This is a genomic window from Hymenobacter volaticus (assembly GCF_022921055.1).
In the GTDB taxonomy this organism is placed as follows: Bacteria; Bacteroidota; Bacteroidia; order Cytophagales; family Hymenobacteraceae; genus Hymenobacter; species Hymenobacter volaticus.
The window spans coordinates 370,165-385,553 of the sequence record NZ_CP095061.1 but is presented as its reverse complement, the minus strand read 5'-3'; the positions used below and the strand labels follow the sequence as shown (position 1 = coordinate 385,553).

14 protein-coding genes are annotated in these 15,389 nt (G+C 48.2%); 3 read left to right on the top strand and 11 right to left on the bottom strand.

What is annotated here, in order from left to right; translation table 11 throughout:
- Nucleotides 1–9: 9 nt before the first annotated feature.
- Both MUN86_RS01585 and uvrC read left to right on the top strand, forming a co-directional pair.
- Complete coding sequence (locus tag MUN86_RS01585; RefSeq protein ID WP_245125561.1) at nucleotides 10–2,265, top strand: penicillin-binding protein 1A; 2,256 nt, start codon at nucleotides 10–12, stop codon at nucleotides 2,263–2,265.
- A gap of 186 nt (nucleotides 2,266–2,451) precedes the next feature.
- Nucleotides 2,452–4,266: an excinuclease ABC subunit UvrC gene (gene uvrC / locus MUN86_RS01580; RefSeq protein WP_245120954.1), complete on the top strand. Its 1,815-nt coding sequence runs from the start codon at nucleotides 2,452–2,454 to the stop codon at nucleotides 4,264–4,266.
- Nucleotides 4,267–4,377: 111 nt separating this feature from the next.
- Here the strand turns inward: uvrC and porN are convergent, their stop codons facing one another.
- The 11 genes from porN to lipB form a co-directional block, all read right to left on the bottom strand.
- Entirely contained in the window at nucleotides 4,378–5,247 is an 870-nt protein-coding gene (gene porN, locus MUN86_RS01575) for a type IX secretion system ring subunit PorN/GldN (protein ID WP_245120952.1), read from the bottom strand.
- A gap of 47 nt (nucleotides 5,248–5,294) precedes the next feature.
- A complete protein-coding gene (porM, locus tag MUN86_RS01570; protein WP_280640576.1) occupies nucleotides 5,295–6,884 on the bottom strand; it encodes a type IX secretion system motor protein PorM/GldM in 1,590 nt (529 codons plus the stop codon).
- 57 nt (nucleotides 6,885–6,941) lie between these two features.
- A complete protein-coding gene (gene porL / locus MUN86_RS01565; protein ID WP_245120950.1) occupies nucleotides 6,942–7,748 on the bottom strand; it encodes a type IX secretion system motor protein PorL/GldL in 807 nt (268 codons plus the stop codon).
- An 84-nt stretch (nucleotides 7,749–7,832) separates the two neighbouring features.
- Entirely contained in the window at nucleotides 7,833–8,852 is a 1,020-nt protein-coding gene (porK, locus tag MUN86_RS01560; RefSeq protein WP_245120948.1) for a T9SS ring complex lipoprotein PorK/GldK, read from the bottom strand.
- Nucleotides 8,853–9,090: 238 nt separating this feature from the next.
- Nucleotides 9,091–10,140 (bottom strand): PorP/SprF family type IX secretion system membrane protein, encoded by a 1,050-nt coding sequence (locus tag MUN86_RS01555; RefSeq protein WP_245120946.1) that lies wholly within the window; start codon nucleotides 10,138–10,140, stop codon nucleotides 9,091–9,093.
- A gap of 108 nt (nucleotides 10,141–10,248) precedes the next feature.
- Nucleotides 10,249–11,079, bottom strand: coding sequence for a uroporphyrinogen-III synthase (locus MUN86_RS01550; protein WP_245120944.1), 831 nt, complete (start codon nucleotides 11,077–11,079; stop codon nucleotides 10,249–10,251).
- A gap of 76 nt (nucleotides 11,080–11,155) precedes the next feature.
- A complete protein-coding gene (locus MUN86_RS32740) occupies nucleotides 11,156–11,437 on the bottom strand; it encodes a DUF4271 domain-containing protein (protein WP_502592237.1) in 282 nt (93 codons plus the stop codon).
- Between the two features lie 947 nt (nucleotides 11,438–12,384).
- Nucleotides 12,385–13,272, bottom strand: coding sequence for an MraY family glycosyltransferase (locus MUN86_RS01540; RefSeq protein ID WP_245120940.1), 888 nt, complete (start codon nucleotides 13,270–13,272; stop codon nucleotides 12,385–12,387).
- Nucleotides 13,273–13,289: 17 nt separating this feature from the next.
- Entirely contained in the window at nucleotides 13,290–13,454 is a 165-nt protein-coding gene (locus tag MUN86_RS01535) for a hypothetical protein (protein WP_245120938.1), read from the bottom strand.
- 68 nt (nucleotides 13,455–13,522) lie between these two features.
- On the bottom strand, nucleotides 13,523–13,939 hold the full coding sequence (locus MUN86_RS01530; protein ID WP_245120936.1) for a hypothetical protein: 417 nt from the start codon (nucleotides 13,937–13,939) through the stop codon (nucleotides 13,523–13,525).
- A 6-nt stretch (nucleotides 13,940–13,945) separates the two neighbouring features.
- Entirely contained in the window at nucleotides 13,946–14,797 is an 852-nt protein-coding gene (gene lipB, locus MUN86_RS01525) for a lipoyl(octanoyl) transferase LipB (RefSeq protein WP_280640575.1), read from the bottom strand.
- A 198-nt stretch (nucleotides 14,798–14,995) separates the two neighbouring features.
- Here lipB and MUN86_RS01520 point away from each other — a divergent pair, with 198 nt between their 5' ends.
- Nucleotides 14,996–15,355 (top strand): YraN family protein, encoded by a 360-nt coding sequence (locus tag MUN86_RS01520; protein ID WP_245120934.1) that lies wholly within the window; start codon nucleotides 14,996–14,998, stop codon nucleotides 15,353–15,355.
- Nucleotides 15,356–15,389: the final 34 nt, after the last annotated feature.

Below are 15,389 nucleotides of genomic sequence, written 5' to 3'. Positions count from 1 at the left end.
ATCCGCACCATGTGGCTGTTGTTCGCGGGCGGTTTGGTAGCGTCACTAATGTATATCCTTGCTGTAAGCGTCAACTTTCTCAATCTTTTCGGCCAGATGCCTAATCTGAAGGCATTGGAAAGCCCCCGCAGTGAGCTGGCATCGGAGGTGTACTCTGCCGATGGTGAATTGATGGGAAAGTATTTTCGTGAGAACCGGACCCCTGTTAGCTACAAGGAAATAGCGCAAACAACCATTGATGCGCTGATTGCGACCGAAGATGCTCGCTTCGAAGGTCATTCTGGTATTGATCCGAAAGCTATGATGCGGGTAGCAACGGGCTTGGTGGGTGGCGGTAAAAGCGGCGGCGGTTCTACTCTCAGCCAGCAGTTGGCTAAGATGTTGTTCCGCACCCGCGAAGACCTTAATAACGGGCGTCTCAACGATGTACCAGGCTTGCGCATGCTCATCACCAAAACCAAGGAATGGATTTTGGCTGTCCGGCTGGAGCGCAACTACACCAAGCGCGAAATCTTGCGCATGTACCTCAATACGGCCGAGTTTGGCTCGAATGCATTCGGCATCAACGTGGCCGCCAAAACGTTCTTCAACAAGCACCCACGCAACCTGACCTTAGAGCAATCGGCGCTATTGGTTGGGTTAGTAAATGGTCCGTCGTGGTTCAATCCGGTTCGTAATCCTGAGCGTTCCAAGCGCCGTCGTGATTGGGTGCTCGGTCAGATGCGCAAAAACGGCTATATCACCGAGCCAGTCTACGCGGCAACGGTGGCCAAGCCCATCAAGCTCGACTACAAGGTTGAAAACCAGAATGAAGGTATTGCGCCTTACTTCCGCACCGAGCTCAGCAAATCATTGCGGGAGTGGGCCAAGGAAACCGACCACGACCTGTACTCCGACGGCTTGAAGATATATACGACCATCGATTCGCGGATGCAGAAATACGCCGAAGCCTCTGTAGCCGAGCATATGAAGCTTCAGCAACGGTGGTTTGACCAGCATTGGAAAGGCCAGCAGCCTTGGCGGGACGAGAACGGGCGCTTGATTCCTAATTTTCTTAACACATCTATCAAGCGCACCGAGCGTTACCGTTCCCTCAGCACCCGCTACGAAGGCAACCAAGATTCCATCAAGTACTATCTGAACAAGAAGTACAAGATGAAGGTGTTCACCTGGAATGGTGGCGAGAAGGAAGTGACCATGTCCCCCATGGACTCGTTGGCTTATTACAAGCGGCTGCTACACGCTGGCTTCATGGCGATGAATCCACTTAACGGTCACATTAAAGCTTGGGTGGGTGGCATCAACTACAAATACATCAAATACGACCACGTAAAGCAGGGCAAGCGGCAGCCAGGCTCTACGTTTAAGCCGTTCGTGTACGTTGCAGCTATCGACCAAGGCTACTCGCCTTGCTATCAGCGCCCTGATGTGCCGACTACGTTCCCCGCTGAGCGGGGCCGCCCAGCTTACACACCTCGCAACTTCGAGGGCACTTATTCTGGCCGTACTTTCACGTTGCGTCAAGCGCTGGCTCGTTCTATGAACTCTATCACCGCATGGCTAGTCCAGAAGATAGGGCCTAACGATATCGTTTCGTACGCCAAACAACTGGGCATTACCTCGCCTATTGACCCTGTACCAGCTATTGGTTTCGGATCATCCGACGTAAGTATTTACGAATTGACTGGTGCCTATAGCACGTTCGTGAACAAGGGAATCTGGACCTCGCCGATTATGGTAACGCGCATCGAGGACAAAAATGGCAACGTACTTCGTGAATTCGTGCCGCAAACTAAGGAGGCCCTACGCGAAGAAACAGCTTACCTAATGACCTATATGCTGCGTGGTGCTACCGAAGAGCAAGGAGGCACGAGCATCATCTTGAAGAACGGCTTTAAGTTTCCGTATGAGATGGGCGCCAAAACGGGCACTACTTCCAATTATTCAGACGGCTGGTTTATGGGTTTGACGCCAGACCTAGTGTGTGGTATGTGGATAGGTGGGGAAGACCGGAGCATCCACTTTCGCACCGGAGCGTATGGCCAAGGCTCACGCTTAGCTTTACCACTCTACGGCATTTTCATGAAGAAAATGTACGCTGATAAGAGCATCGACATTTCCAGAGGCCCTTTCCCTAAGCCAGATACGCTAAGCGTGGAAATTAACTGCTCTCGGTATTATAATGGAGCCCAGCGCGATACCATTCCCTACGACCAGAAACTCAACCAAGCTAACTTAGATGACCTCGACGACGAGGAAATCTAGGCGGCGAAGCAGAGTTATTTGAATTGAATCAGATATTGCAGAACGTGGTTGGGATGTACCAGCCACGTTTTTTGTTGTTCATATGACGCATGTTTGTTCAGCGTCGTATCTGTTCTGATAAGCGCTTTACGCTACGTGGTAAGCGCATCAGAACAACCCAATCAATCCGCATAAGTCCCACGCTTTATGGCCGCCCAAGCCCATCTGCAAGACCAAATTCGTCAGCTACCACACCGCCCTGGCGTGTATAAATACTTCGATGATGAGGGAATCATCTATGTAGGAAAGGCTGTGGATTTGCGCAAACGAGTAAGCAGCTACTTCACGAAGCAAGACCACAACAAGAAAACCCAGCAACTTGTCAAGAACATCAAGCGCATCGAATTCACGATAGTGGATAGCGAGTCGGATGCCTTCCTGCTGGAAAATAACCTGATTAAGCAGCATCAGCCTAAGTACAACATCTTGCTGAAGGATGGTAAAACCTATCCCTACTTGCTGCTCACCAACGAGCGTTTTCCGCGCCTTATTCCTACCCGCAACAAGCGGCCGGGTGAAGGTTACTACTTTGGGCCTTACGCGAACGGCTCTTCCCTTCATGTAGTGCTAGAGCTTATTCGGGCTTTATATCCGTTACGTACCTGCACCTACAACTTGTCGCCGCAGAATGTGGAGGCACACAAGTTCAAAGTGTGTCTGGAATACCATTTAGGCAATTGCAAAGGGCCTTGTGAAGGCTTGCAGGATGAGGAAACGTATAATCAATATGTGCAGCAGATCAGGCAAATCCTGAACGGTAACCTGAGCATTCCGAAGCAGTACTTTCGCGAGAAGATGACGCAAGCGGCGCAGGAGTTGCAATATGAGCTAGCGCACCAGTATAAGCAGAAGCTGGACCGACTTGATGCCTTCCAGGCGAAGAGCACAATTGTCAATCCGTCACTTTCCAATATCGATGTATTCGGCATTGCCTCCAACGAAAAGCTAGCCTTCATCAGCTACTTAAAAGTGATGAACGGCTCGATTATTCTGACGCAATCCATCGAGGTACACAAGAAGCTAGACGAGCCTGACGAGGAAGTATTAGCCGCTATGGTAATGCAAATGCGGGCCGAATTTGAAAGCCAGTCGAAGGAAATTCTGACGAATGTGCCGTTGCCTGCCTTGCCCCTACCTGGTGTCACCATTACCCAACCACAAATTGGTGATAAGCGCAAGCTCCTGGAGTTGAGTATCAAAAACGTGCTTTATCTCCGCAAGGAAAAGGAAAGCATGAATGAGCGTAGCAAAGACCTCAACGAGGTACGCATCATGGAAACCATCAAAAAGGACTTGCGTCTAACGGAGTTACCCAAGCATATTGAATGCTTCGACAACTCCAACTTCCAAGGCGACAATCCAGTGGCGGCTATGGTTTGCTTTCGCAACGCGAAAGCAAGCAAGAAAGACTACCGTCACTATCACATCAAGACAGTAGTCGGTCCCAATGATTTTGATTCCATGTACGAAGTGGTTTCGCGTCGTTACCGTCGCCTTGTAGATGAGGGTGCATCATTGCCACAATTAGTTATTGTCGATGGAGGCAAGGGGCAGCTAAGTATGGCTGTCAAGGCCCTGAAGGACCTTAATCTATGGGGGCAAATAGCAATTATAGGTATTGCCAAACGACTAGAAGAAATCTATGTCCCCAACGACCCATTGCCTCTTTACATTGACAAGAAAAGTGAGTCGTTGCGCTTGTTTCAGCGTATGCGCGACGAAGTGCACCGGTTCGGTATAACCTTCCACCGCAGCCGGCGCGACGCGGCTACACTCAAAACCGAGCTTACTGATGTAAAAGGACTTGGCCCTATCACAGCTGATAAACTGCTAAGTAAATTTAAATCAGTGAAGAAGATTCGTGAACTCAGTGAATCCGAATTAGTAGCAGAAGTAGGAAAGGCCAAAGCACGAGTACTTCTCAACTACTTCGCGCAACAAGAACAAGAGACAACTGATTAAGTAAACGAACTAACCAAGCAAAAGAAAAGCCCCAACCATCTGATGGTCGGGGCTTTTCTTTTGCTTGGTTAGTTACCAACTACAGCAAGTGTAGTTAATTTAAACCTGGCTTTAGAAGCTCCATAGGTTGTACTCATACTCGATCAAATCGGCAGCGGCTTGTTGCGAAGCAAGAATACCTTGCTGCTGACCACCATAGATCTCGTCGAGACGAGCATCATTCGGGTTCGAAACCTTAACGATGTAGGAGTTAAACAACCACAATTCGAATGCATCAGCGAGGTTCTTGTGCTGCGCATCATTCTGCGAATTGAACCAAATAGCTTTATCCGGATTATTACGGAACACCTTTACTAAGTCGCTGTACTTGAACGTAGCAATCGGCTTCTCAATACCTGAAGTGTTGGAGCTCAGCGTAGAAGGAACAACCAGCGTAATAGTTTTGATGTCGTGATACATCCGCGACCTTTTCTTGTCGAAGATCATATCCTCTTTCAATTCCATTTGGTACAGGTCTTTATACCGGTACTCGTTACTAGCGGCTACAGTTGGCGTCTTTGATTTTGCGGCGCCCTTCTTAATTGGAGCACCCCATTCATCAACGGCCTCTTCTGAGAAACCAGCAGCCTTTTCTTCATCGCTTAGCCCTGCATTAGATTCCGAGTACGACATGTTACCCGAAACTTCAGCCGGAGTAAAAGTAGAAGTCAAAGAATCATTTTTATAAGCCTGCAGTTCACCACGCTTCACAGCATCCATGATGACCCGGCTTATTTCCTTGCCTTCCGAAAACATGGGCTTGTTCTGCTTCTCACGCAAGTCAATTGCACGCAAAATAGTTTTGCGGAACATGATGTCCGAATTTGGAATCGGACGGTATGAGCCGTTGCTACTTGCTGTAGTGGCCTGCTCCTGAGCCGAAGCTGCCAATGAGAGCGTCAGAGCGGCCGTTAGAGCGGTTAAAGAAAAGAATTTATTCATACCGAAGTAATCAAAAAAGAGCTGCAGTTAGTTCAGAAGAGTAACGCTTACAGCAGCGGAATATTGAACGACTTATTACCTACGCTCACTTCTTCCACTTGATTCTGGAAGTTCTGGCGCTGCACCTGCTTTACTTCGATATAGAGACGGTCGCCTTCACGGGCGGCGTCTACTACAGCACTCAAGTTAGCATTAGGGCCGCTGACAGGAATCGCAGCCATAGCTGGGCGCTTGCCGCGAACTAAAGTCACTTCGTAACGAGCTACCCGATAACGAGCATCTTCAGGAAGAAAAGTAGCAAAGCCAGCATCTGGTACAGCACGCAACTGCATGTTACGTACAGCAGTGATAGGAGTACCTTGCTTTTCATTAGCAGGACGACCACCTACTATGCACTGAATGTCAGGCTTCGGAATTGGACGTACCTGGAAGGTCTGTGAACCGATGGCATTGCCACCGCTGCTTACGCTTAAGGTCACCTCTCTTGCGTTTGGCACCAGCGTTACTTCGCCTTTAGCAGAGCCTTTGATAGTAGAAGCACCGGAAGCTGAGAAGCTAGGATCATACTGAGCACCCAAAGCAGGAACTTGTACGCTGAGTTTGTTACCGCACTTAAAGTAGAGCGCCTGTACCGAAGCCGACTGCACCTGCATCACCGGCTTAGTTATCGTGTAGGGTACATTTACTTTAAAGGTAGTGTCACGACCGTTCTGCTTGAAACGGATAGTGCCGGTCCATTGAGCTTTAGCGTTACCAGAAGCATCGAATGCACCCGGACGAGCAGTGAATTCTACTTTGCCTTTGCCAGTAGAAGCATCAACTGCCAGAGGCGAGCCATTCAGGGTCATAGTTGGCTTAAGGCCCGTGGCCGAAGCCGTCAGGAACAACTCAGCCTTATACTTAGTACCCGCAGCTACGGTGTTTGACTCAGCGCTAGCGAAAGCACCTACTTTGTCGAACACGATGATGTTGCCACCAACTTTAGCCGATTGAGCTGCCAAAGCATCTGATTCATACTTCAGAACTTCTGCTTCCTTCTGCGACAAAGTTGCCAAAGCCGCTACAAGAGGTGTATTCTCGAAGTTGAGTTCAGCGAAATTTTTGGAACGCTGCTCTGGATCGGTAACCATTGGATCCTGGCTGGCGTCTAAGGCCAAAGGATCTGCACTAGGAACAAACGTCTTGATGTACGAAGAGTACGCGTTTAGTTTGTCCTTCATTTCATAAGCAGCACCGTCCTTTTTGCCGCCGAGCATAGTGATAGCCACTTTGTCTTCGGCACTCATGTTTTTGTACTCGTTCTTGCCCTTCGTATTTTCCGTGGCAGTTACAAGTTTGTCACGTACACTAGCTAGATATTCAATCATCTGCTTAGTACGCTCACGAATTTCTTCGCTTTGCTTCAGCACAGCCACGTCAGCAGCCTGGTTGCGGTTTTTTTCAACCTGCGCCTGAATACCCTTTACCGTGCCGTCGTTGGATTTAGAAACCTTATCGTTGATACTGCTAAGGCTATCGTCTAGAAATTTGAACTTCAGCAAAATTGCTGAGTTCACTTGTAGGGCCAGAAGCGCAGTCAGTACCAAGTACATCATGCCTATCATCTTCTGCCTTGGAGTTTCTTTTCCTCCCGCCATCTCGTCTACCTAATTATATAGTGGGCTCGAAAATTAAGTTTGCTGCTATTCTAGCAATTAGCTAGTAGCCCGCATAGCGTTTAGCATGTTGCCGTACACACGGTTCAATGAGTTCAGGTTACCCGTCAAAGCAGCAACTTCATCCTTGAACTTCTCGGTGTCTTTACCAGCTTCCGTCATGTTCTGCATAGCCTGGCTTAGTGTACCATAGAACTGGTTCATTGACTTAAGGTGCGTGTTGGCATCCTGCAATTCCATTTCGTAAACTGCGTTCAAGGCACCCAGATTCTTAGTTACCGTCTGCACCTGTACGTGGTACTCTTTAGCATCTTTGGTAGCATCTGACATAGCACTCATGGCTTGAGCAGTGTTAGCATATGCTTCGTTGATGCGCTCAAGTGAAGTAGCAGCTGACCGTACTTTAGCGGTATACTCGTCGGTAGCATTAGTAGCTTCGCCAAGAGTAGAGAGTTGCTGCGTAGTAGTGCTCAAACGGTTCAGGCCCTGGCCCAACGAAGAAATAGCTTCAGGCGTCACGTTGGCATCCTTCAGCATATCGTCCAGCTTACGGGTTAAGCCCTTACTGTTATTGTCTTCTACAAACTTGTTGCTGTTGGTCGAAGGATCGTATCCTTCCGAAAGCTCTGGATAAACAAGCGACCAGTCATGTTCTTTAGCTGCGGGCTGGAAGGCACTCAAGAAGAAGATAACGGCCTCAGTTCCCAGACCAACGATTAGCATAACGTCAGCACCTTTCCAGTGCTGAATTTTAAACAAAGCTCCAATGATTACGACTGCGGCCCCGATGCCATAAACTTTGGGCATCAGCACATCATAGAGAAAACTACCGCCTTTAGCTGCCATGTGATTTGATTGTTGGAAAGAAGAGGTTGGTGATTGAATTGAAACGGAAAAGCGAATGAAAATTGAAACGAGCGTAAGCCGGAATTAATTCAAGCGGCTGTTAGTGCCCATTCCGATCTGGATCATGGCCGTACGGAAGCCAATGAACGAGCGAGAAGAATCTTGGTATTCGAAGTTGCGAGTACCTGTTTCTAAGAAGTAAGCAATGTCCTTCCAAGAACCACCACGCACTACTTTGCGAGGTTCATTGTCGTCTGGGTTAGTGGGGTTCATATCCCATACCACAGGTACCGAAGCTTCCATGTAAGCATCATCGCACCACTCAGCAACGTTACCCGACATGTCGTACAAACCGAAGTCGTTTGGGAAGAAGGCGCCAACTGGCGAAGTGTAGGCGTATCCATCAGAAGCGTAGTCACCGCGACCAGGCTTGAAGTTGGCGAGCATGCAGCCTTTCGAGTTGCGCAAGTAAGGACCGCCCCAAGGATAGGTAGCCAGGTCTCGGCCACCGCGTGCCGCGTATTCCCACTCAGCTTCTGAAGGCAAACGGAAGTTAGGATTTGCTGCAAGACCCACTTCTTCTTGTGCCGCATTCTTGTGCTTGGTACGCCAGTTGCAGAAGTACTTGGCTGCAAACCAATCTACACCAACTACAGGATAGTCATCGAAAGCGGGGTGAGTATAATAATACTCCATCAGCGGATCACCCATATGGTAGGTGAAGTCACGCACCCAAACAGTAGTGTCTGGATAGAGTTCCGTCATCACGTACTCCTCTCCTAACACGTCAATCGAATCCTGCCGAATGGCGTTCATGAATTGACGGTATTCATTATTAGTGATTTCGGTTTCATCCATGTAGAAGCCAGCGATAGTCACTTGCTTGTTCATGTTTACCATAGAAGCCGAAATGTCTTGGTCTGTTTGGCCCATGTGGAATGTACCACCTGGGCAGGGTACCATCCCGAAAGGCACCTCTTGCGGGTTGAACTCGGGCCGGTCCTCTGCCCCAACTAGGTCGCCTTGTGGCCCTTTACCAAAACCACAGCCCCCCAGAATTAATGCCGATATGGCAAAGAGAGGCAATCCGAAAAACTTATTCATGTGAGGAAGTAAAATGACTGTTGAGGCGGCGATACCAGAAGATTACAATTTTTCGAGTTGGCAAATCTAACGAAACTTACGTTCGTGCGCAAACCAAACGCTCAATGCCTTGCATTTGTCTGCGAACTGACAAAACTGCCAGCTAAACGACGAAACGCAAAGAATTAGTGCCTAGTTCCTAGAAATCCTTCGTCCACGTAATCAAGGCATCGAGTTGATGCTCTATAATTAAGAAAGCTTAAAAGCTGTATCGAGGTGTACGAATTGCTGGACGTGTAGCAGGACCAGGTTTGGGCAGACGATAAGAGAGCATAATCTCATGTGAGCTAAGGGCTCTTGCGTCTTGATTAAATGCAATAAAATCAAAAGCGTACCCTATCCTCAACGCATTGTCTTTTGCAAGCGCCAACCCAGCCATACCTGTGAACGATTCATCATAGCGGTAGCCTACACCACCCCAGAACTTATCATTGAAAGTCGCACGAACGTTCGCTTCGTAGGAATTGTTTTTGAACGTGAACTTTCCATCATCACCAAACTTTCCTGGCAGCACCATTTTTATCAGTGCCGAAGGAGTTACGACAACGGATGGAGATGCTTCAATATTGTATCCGACAGTGAAATAAGAATGATTTTCACCAATATATCTCGCCGTGTTCTGATAGCTAGTAATATTTCCTTGTTCGTCCGTGATAGCGCTTTGGAATTTATATTCCGAACGCAACAAGTTGTTTACACTCAGACCAGCATATAGGGTTGGAGATTCATACCATACGCCCGCTCCTAAGTCAAACTTATTATCTGATCCATCAAGAGGTACGCTAGGGTCATTTGCGTCGATATAACGATAAACGCCTTTCGCCAGATAATTGTAAGCTCCTTGAATGCCGATACCCAACTTACCTTCCCCTAACTGAATATGTTTGGAATACGACAGTTGCGCGTTGGTCATTTTGAACTGCGCAATCTCGTCTCTGTATACGTGAAAGCCGATACCTCCTCCTAGTACCTGCACAGGAAATGATCCTGTTAACATGTATGTTTTAGGCTCTCCTCCTTCGTCAAACGAAGCGCTATAGTTGAAGTATTGATAACGACCAATTGCAGTTATTTCGCCTTGGCCCTTGATACCAGCATAAGCTGGATTGAGGTACATCCCATTGAAGCCATAGTGAGTAAACTGCGGTTGTTGCTGCGCTAACGCAGTGCCTGCAACGGTTGTAAAGAGGCAGGCAAAAAGTACAGCTACTTTCATATAAATATCTGATTTATGGCGTTTTACGACCAAGGCAGCAAGGTGAGAGACGTTTTCAAATGTATTGTAAAAAACCCTGTGCAACAAACTCTAACTAAAAAACAAACGGGGGAGCAGATCGTCTGCTCCCCCGTTTGTTTTCTATACGTTTTGTTTCCCATTCTTGTTCTTTTCCTTGCCTATATCAGGGCCGTGGTGGTTCCGAATATAGGCTTCAATAGCGCCAGTCATAGATGGCGCATTAGGTTGAGGTGCTTCTATATCCAATTCCAAGCCAGCATCGGTTACTGCCTTGGCCGTAGTTGGTCCAAAAGCAGCAATTCTTGTGCCGTTTTGCTGAAAATCAGGAAAGTTGACGAACAGTGAGCTGATACCAGAGGGACTGAAGAAGGCAATACAATCGTACTTCACATCTGATAGGTCAGACAGGTCACTAGCTACTGTACGGTAGATAACGGCCTCAGTGAACTTGAAATTGTTTGCCCGCATAAATTCTGGAATATCATCCTTGCGGATATCCGAGCACGGATACAAAAATTTCTCGCTCTTATGCTTTTTGATAACATCAAAAAGGTCGGCTGCAGTACGCTGCCCTACGAACAACTTCCGTTTACGCAGTACTATGTACTTCTGCAAATAATTGGCCGTCTGCTCGGAAATGCAGAAATATTTCATCTCGGCAGGCATTTCCAATTTCGCTTCCTGACAGATACGAAAGAAGTGATCCACAGCATTTCGGCTAGTGAAAATAACGGCCGTATGCTCGGATATATTAACCTTCTCTTTCCGGAAATCCTTATAGGAAACCGGCTGTACCTCGATAAACTCCCTAAAATCTACTTTGATGCCGTATTTCTCGGCAATAGCAAAATAGGGGGAAACATCATTGGTCGGCTTAGGCTGGGTGACAAGGATGCTGGAGATTCGCTTGGCATGACGGCCCGTCCCCGGTTTGTCTGTGCTCTCGGCCATAGGGTAAAGGAAAGGGTAAGTCTAACGCAATAGGAGAATGGTGGCGGCAGCCTGCCTCAACAGTGAAAGGAGAGGCCTAGTATGTGAAAACGATTAATTTAAGCAGAATGACCAAAGGAATTACTTCAGTGGTGCAAAGGTAAGAAAACAAATGAAGATTAAAGAGTGAAGTCTTACGATGCAGTGTTCGAGCAACTCGAATAACTGTACCAACCAACAGCAAGGAAACCACACCATTAGAAACCCATAACACTGTTTCGGGAGAGTTTGATTGAGACCCAAATACAACAGCATTACTAACGGCAAAAACAGGCCTAGAAACAGAATTGTACGAATAAACTCTCGGTACTGCACCAATACCAATTCACCAACGTCGAATATATAACTCAGCAATTCTAGAAACAGATATTTGCCAAGCACGAATCCGGCTATAAGTACAGTGTAGAGTAGCACTCGTACGACAAGTGCAGATTCTGGGACGTCGAACAGCCGACGCAGGATAACAATGTTTTGAACGTTGGTATGGATAGCAACCAAAAGCAACGCAAACGATAAGGAAAAAACGAGAACCAGTAGGATATTCAACCAGGTCACCGTTGGTTTAACCAAGAAGTCTTGCTGAGCTGCCGACCGGCTCCAGAGCCCCTCAATCTGATAGATGCGGGCAAACCCTGGTTGATAGGTAGCTCGGATTCCGCCGTATAGAAGTCCAATCAACAATAAGAAACATAAGAACACATTCTCACCAGGATGGCTGCGGGCAACAGGTTGCGCTAATGTTTGGTTGGATTTCTTACTAGAACTTGCTGCGGCTGAAACTGTAGGTTGTGTGTTTGTGAATGAACTCAGGTTAGGCGCTACCTCTGGATGCCATACACACAGCAAGTGAGTCCCTGCTACGCTCCCTTGGGGTAACAGTTTGCTAAGATCTAAGGTGTAAGGAGCAGTGGACGCTGCCGTAAATACAAGACGATTATCTAGAAACAAGCTCTGGCCCTCGCGAGCCGTGAAACTGATAAGGAGTGGATGTGTAGGCTGTAGCGCAACCCATTGATAATACGCATGCGCAGGAGTGTGATAATCCGGCAGGTAGAGAACCAAGCGGTTCCGGTCAGCATCGTGAATAAGCCAGTCGGAAGAAAGACCATTGCGTTGCGCGGGCGGCAGTGGTTGATACTCCGCTGCCCATGCAGAAACCAATGGCCACAAGCCTAGAAGTAGCACGAGCAGGAATTGCCGAACAGCCACGCAACTCCTCCGTTTTTTATATTTCTGGCGCATATACAGTTCAGCTTCTCAACTAAACTAGGATGCTACTCGCTGCTTTTCGGCGGCGCGGCTGCGATAAACACCAAGGAAAACACTTAGCAACAAGGAGAAGGCTACCAAGATGACAATCAACAAGGTATTGCCAAGAGTAGAGAAGTTGATGACAAACAAAATCACCAATAAATTGAGCAAGCCGAGTACAGTTACTGTACCGATTTGCTGAAAACCCATGGCTAAAATGCGGTGGTGCAAATGGTTTTTATCGGGAGAAAAGGGCGAACGTCCTTCTAACATACGCAAGATAAAAACCCGTAGCGTATCGAATAGTGGGACGAAGAGAATACCAGCTGCAACTGAGGGAGCAGAAGAGGCAAAGGGTTGCCCTACCTTCAGGCCCATTTCAACGAATTGGATGGTAAGCACCGAGACAATAAAGCCGCAGACCAACGAACCTGTGTCGCCCATGAATATGCTAGCCCGGTGGAAGTTGTAGCGCAGAAAGCCGATGATTCCCCCCATCAGGCATACGGACACAAACACGTAATTGCTGTAACTAGGCCCACCGTAGCGCACGAAGTAGTAACCGAATGTGCTAACAATAATGATAACGATACTACCTGCTAAGCCGTCGAGTCCGTCGATTAGATTAATGGCGTTGGTGATGCCAACAATTACCACGAAGGTAAAAGCATAACTAATGCCTATCGGTAATTCATGCACACCCAAAATACCCTGGAAGCTAGTTAAACGGACATCAGCCATAATCATGACGATGCCGGTAGCTAGTAGCTGACCGATAAACTTTTTCATCACTGAAATAGTCACCAAGTCATCTTTCAATCCCACGAAGAACAGCACGATACAGCCTGCTAGAAGCTGTTGAATGCCATTCTCGAGGTTAGCGAAAATGGTGAGTGCCGACATAAATCCTGCGAAAATAGCTACGCCCCAAGCCGAGGTGTCAGCGACTCATGGACGGTACGCACATTAGGCGTATCGAGCATGTTCTTGAGGTGGGCAATGTATATAATGGACGGCACCGCGAAGAGCGCCACCAGAAACGCCCATAGAAACGACAAACTCAACTGGATTCCGAGAGGATTCATCACGCAACGACTTAAATAGAGAAGCACTAACTACGCCTGAGAATCTACGCAGCTATTGCAAGAATATACTAGCCGTGCAACACGCCTTCACGGCCGAGCAAGGGAATAGCAGTGAGATTGGCAGGAACAATAGAGTCGGGCACGAAGATGAATTTCTTATCGAAAACCTGCGTGTCGCGGTAATAGCTTACCCAATATTGATTATTGAGGTGAAACAAATCAGGGTCGATGGGCTCGATGGGAACAGCGGTGTGTGGCTCTATCTCCGCAAAGACATGCCGTAGCGTGGACGTACGAACAGTTTCTCCGTCGGTTCGAGAGCCGTAGCCATTGGAGTTGACGATGACATTGCGGATAGGAAAAGCATTTTCATTTAGCAGGTATACTTGCCAGCCAGCTTTCCCTTGTTCAGTAGCGGCCGCCTCGTCGGGCACTACTGCCACCGAAACACCTGCTACCGGTTCAAAATTTATATGTTCCTTCATGAGGTACTAAATGCCGCTTTTAGTTTCGTTGGATAGATGGCTTTGTCTAGATAGGGTATCGACAAGCTTCTCCGTAAGCTCTGCCTCAAAAAGGCGCGCCAGATGAGGCAACAAATGGTCTTGAACTTCGGCTAACGGCACCGTCCGTCCTAGCTCTTGTTGAATCGAAGTAACCGCCTTGTCGGAGATGCCACAGGGTACAATGTGTCCAAAATACGAGAGGTCGGTATTTACATTAAGCGCGAAGCCGTGCATGGTTACCCACCGACTGCACTTCACACCTAAGGCGCAAATTTTACGCGGATTAGGAGCACCTTCTTCGAAATCTAGCCAAACACCCGTAAGCCCAGCAATGCGCCCTGCTTGTATGCCGTATTCAGCTAAGGTTTGAATAACAGCTTCTTCCAACAGGCGCAAATAGCGGTGAATGTCAGTGAAAAAATTGTCGAGGTCGAGGATTGGGTAGCCGACCAACTGGCCGGGACCATGGTAAGTAATGTCGCCGCCACGATTGATGCGGTGGAAGGTAGCGCCGTAAATTGCCAACTCGTTTTCGGTTAGCAGTAAGTGTTCTGGCTTCCCGCTTTTGCCTAGCGTATACACATGGGGATGCTCAACCAGCAGCAAATAGTTGGGGGTAGCAACTAGCGCCGTGCCAGCCTCAGCAGCTTGGCGGTTGCTGGTTTTAAGAGCCAACGTATCTGCGAGCAGTTGCTCCTGATAGGCCCAGGCCGTTTCGTAAGGCATTAAGCCAAGCCGCTCCACTTCAATTACCCGGTTTTGACCGGTGAGAGTAACTGACGTAGCATCCGGGGCAGCAATAGGCGCTGATTCCGCGCAATGACTATACGTGTGCATGGCAAAGCAACTAAGGGTACCCGACAAACTAGGAACTGAGCGGAAGCTGCAAGTCGAAAGCAACTTCATTGCTTTTAACTCAGGATCAACACCATCTAGTTTCCACGGCCTGAGCGGAAAAGGCGCAAAGTTACTAGATTAAGCGCCAAACTCAATCTACACTAAGCACTTCCTCTCTTCTCACAATTCCGTTTTTGCATGAGCACAAAAGCCCATCAATTGGGACAAGCGGGTGAGAATGCGGCCGCGGCTTTCTTAGTTAGTCAAGGGTACGAGCTATTGCACAGCGGCTACCGGCACGGCCGAGCCGAGGTAGACTTGGTGATGCGGCGTGGCCAAGAGCTATTAATATTCGTGGAGGTGAAAGCGCGCTCTTCTAGCCAGTTCGGCTATCCCGAAACCTTTGTTACTGAACGTAAGAAGCAGTTGTTCCGGCTGGCAGCCGAACACTTGCAGGAACAGTTAAACTGGCTCGGTGATATTCGCTTCGACATCCTAGCTGTAACTCCTACTGCTGAAGGCTTGCGAGTAGAGCATTTCGAGGACGCGTTTTATTGAAAGGCCAACTACGTGGTGGGCTTGCTACGCACTC

What these genes read in the sequence shown, in the direction of transcription:
- MUN86_RS01585 (WP_245125561.1), top strand. Translation starts at nt 10, where the DNA reads ATGTGGCTGTTGTTCGCGGGCGGTTTGGTAGCGTCACTAATGTATATC.
- uvrC (WP_245120954.1), top strand. Translation starts at nt 2,452, where the DNA reads ATGGCCGCCCAAGCCCATCTGCAAGACCAAATTCGTCAGCTACCACAC.
- porN (WP_245120952.1), bottom strand. Translation starts at nt 5,247, where the DNA reads ATGAATAAATTCTTTTCTTTAACCGCTCTAACGGCCGCTCTGACGCTC.
- porM (WP_280640576.1), bottom strand. Translation starts at nt 6,884, where the DNA reads ATGGCGGGAGGAAAAGAAACTCCAAGGCAGAAGATGATAGGCATGATG.
- porL (WP_245120950.1), bottom strand. Translation starts at nt 7,748, where the DNA reads ATGGCAGCTAAAGGCGGTAGTTTTCTCTATGATGTGCTGATGCCCAAA.
- porK (WP_245120948.1), bottom strand. Translation starts at nt 8,852, where the DNA reads ATGAATAAGTTTTTCGGATTGCCTCTCTTTGCCATATCGGCATTAATT.
- MUN86_RS01550 (WP_245120944.1), bottom strand. Translation starts at nt 11,079, where the DNA reads ATGGCCGAGAGCACAGACAAACCGGGGACGGGCCGTCATGCCAAGCGA.
- MUN86_RS01540 (WP_245120940.1), bottom strand. Translation starts at nt 13,272, where the DNA reads ATGTCGGCACTCACCATTTTCGCTAACCTCGAGAATGGCATTCAACAG.
- MUN86_RS01535 (WP_245120938.1), bottom strand. Translation starts at nt 13,454, where the DNA reads ATGAATCCTCTCGGAATCCAGTTGAGTTTGTCGTTTCTATGGGCGTTT.
- MUN86_RS01530 (WP_245120936.1), bottom strand. Translation starts at nt 13,939, where the DNA reads ATGAAGGAACATATAAATTTTGAACCGGTAGCAGGTGTTTCGGTGGCA.
- lipB (WP_280640575.1), bottom strand. Translation starts at nt 14,797, where the DNA reads ATGCACACGTATAGTCATTGCGCGGAATCAGCGCCTATTGCTGCCCCG.
- MUN86_RS01520 (WP_245120934.1), top strand. Translation starts at nt 14,996, where the DNA reads ATGAGCACAAAAGCCCATCAATTGGGACAAGCGGGTGAGAATGCGGCC.